3 protein-coding genes are annotated in these 2,446 nt (G+C 69.3%); all 3 read left to right on the forward strand.

From position 1 onward, the window contains the following. Positions 1 to 1,094, forward strand: a 1,094-nt coding sequence (locus PV341_RS44725; RefSeq protein WP_500360983.1) for a M20/M25/M40 family metallo-hydrolase, incomplete at its 5' end; no start/stop codon positions are given. Positions 1,095 to 1,235: 141 nt separating this feature from the next. Beyond that, positions 1,236 to 1,469, forward strand: a complete 234-nt coding sequence (locus PV341_RS44730; protein WP_018559022.1) for a chaplin — start codon at positions 1,236 to 1,238, stop codon at positions 1,467 to 1,469. 189 nt (positions 1,470 to 1,658) lie between these two features. Then, positions 1,659 to 2,446 (forward strand): chaplin (locus PV341_RS44735; RefSeq protein ID WP_500360985.1); only part of this gene is annotated, 788 nt, incomplete at its 3' end.

Genomic DNA, 2,446 nt, shown 5'->3' on the forward strand with positions numbered 1-2,446 from the left:
CCTCCCGCCCGGCCCTGCTGATCCACGGCCACACCGACGTCGTGCCCGCGAACGCGGACGACTGGACCCACCACCCCTTCTCCGGCGAGATCGCCGACGGGTGCGTGTGGGGACGCGGTGCGGTCGACATGAAGGACATGGACGCGATGACCCTGGCCGTCGTGCGCGACATGCTGCGCAGCGGTCGCCGTCCGCCCCGGGACATCGTGCTGGCCTTCCTCGCCGACGAGGAGGCGGGCGGCGTCTACGGGGCGCGGCACCTGGTCGACCGCCACGCCGGGCTCTTCGAGGGCGTGACCGAGGCCATCGGCGAGGTGGGCGGCTTCTCCTTCACCGTCAACGAGGACGTGCGCCTGTACCTGATCGAGACCGCCCAGAAGGGCATGCACTGGATGCGGCTGACCGTGGACGGCACCGCCGGCCATGGGTCCATGACCAACACCGACAACGCCATCACCGAGCTCTGCGAGGCGGTCGGCCGGCTTGGCCGGCACGAGTTCCCGGTGCGGGTGACCAAGTCCGTGCGCGGATTCCTGGACGAGCTGGGCGACGCCCTCGGTACCGAGCTCGACCCGGAGGACATGGAGACCACGCTCGCCAAGCTCGGCGGCATCGCCAAGATCATCGGGGCCACGCTGCGCAACACCGCGGCCCCCACGATGCTGGGCGCCGGCTACAAGGTGAACGTCATCCCCGGCCAGGCCACCGCGCACGTCGACGGGCGCTTCCTGCCCGGGTACGAGGAGGAGTTCCTGGCCGACGTCGACCGGATCCTCGGCCCCCGGGTCAAGCGCGAGGACGTCCACTCCGACAAGGCGCTGGAGACCAGCTTCGACGGCGCCCTGGTCGACGCCATGCAGGCGGCGCTGAAGGCCGAGGACCCGATCGCCCGCGCGGTGCCGTACTGCCTGTCCGGCGGGACCGACGCCAAGTCCTTCGACGACCTGGGGATCCGCTGCTTCGGATTCGCCCCGCTGCAGCTGCCGCCGGAGCTCGATTTCGCCGGAATGTTCCACGGCGTGGACGAGCGGGTACCGGTCGACGGACTGAAGTTCGGCGTCCGTGTTCTCGACCGGTTCCTTGCGAACTGCTGAAACGACGCTCGCATTATCGACATTTCTTGCCGCTTAGCCGAAAAGAGTGAATGAATCCCGGCGGCAGTAGCGCGCCTTCTTCCGAGTCGTTGGTTCGTGTGCGGTCCGAGGTCGGGGCCGTTTTGCCAACAAGGAGGAAAAATGATCAAGAAGGTCGTCGCTGCTGCCGCTGTCACCGGAGGGCTCGTGGCTGCGGGTGCCGGCGTGGCCGTCGCCGACTCCGGCGCTCAGGCCGCCGCTGTCGGTTCCCCGGGGGTCCTCTCCGGCAATGTGATCCAGGTGCCCGTCAACATCCCGGTCAACCTGTGCGGCAACACGATCAACATCGTGGGGCTGCTGAACCCGGCCCTGGGCAACGCCTGCTTCAACAACTGACGTCGCGGCGGGCCGCATCGTTGCAGGCCTGATCCCGGCGGCCCCGGATGCGCCATCTCCGCGTTCCGGGGCCGCCGCACCGGCTAGGGGTGGGACACCGGTTTTCCGGCCCCGGGGGGTCATTCATTCCCCCGGCGGGCGATTGTCCGCCGGTTTCCGTATCGGAAAAGCAAGAGGCAGGGACATTCAATGCGACAAGTCGCGAAAAAGGGGCTGCTCACCGCAGTCGCGACAGGCGGCGTGCTCGCCGTCACCGGCGGTATGGCCTACGCGGACTCCCACGCGTCCGGGGTCGCCGCCGGCTCTCCGGGCGTTCTGTCCGGCAACACCATCCAGGCGCCGGTGAACATTCCGATCAACGCCTGTGGCAACACCGTCAACGTCGTCGGGCTCCTCAACTCGGCGGCGGGCAACACCTGCGTCAACGGCTCCATCGACCAGGGCAAGGGCCATGGCTACGGCCAGGGCAAGGGCTACGGGAAGAAGGAGAGCGGGGGCTACGGCAAGAAGGACAGCGGCAGCTACCGCGACAAGGACGGCGGCAAGGGCCACGGCGGCGGCAAGGGCTACGGCCAGGGCGGCAGCAAGGGTTACGGCGGCGGCAAGGGCTACGGCAAGGGCCACAGCGGTGACGACGGCTACGGCTACGGTCACGGTGGCGGCGCCTCGGCGCGCGCCGCAGCGGTCGGCTCCCCGGGCGTCCTGTCCGGCAACGTGATCCAGGCGCCGATCAACATCCCGGTCAACGTCTGCGGCAACACGATCGACGCCATCGGGATCCTGAACCCGGCGGCGGGCAACGCCTGCGTCAACAACGGTGGCTACCACCACGGCGGCAAGGGCAAGGGTCACCACCACAAGCCCGGGCACCACGGCAACCGCCACAAGCCGGGCAAGGAGAACAACGGTGGTGGCAACGGCGGCGGTGGCGGGCACCGGTGCGGGCCAGGGACGGACCGCCGCCGTGGCCCATGGAC

The organism is Streptomyces sp. PA03-1a, assembly GCF_033792805.1.
Lineage (GTDB): Bacteria > Actinomycetota > Actinomycetes > Streptomycetales > Streptomycetaceae > Actinacidiphila.

Coding starts and splice junctions, on each gene's coding strand:
- PV341_RS44730 (WP_018559022.1), top strand. CDS start 1,236: ATGATCAAGAAGGTCGTCGCTGCTGCCGCTGTCACCGGAGGGCTCGTG.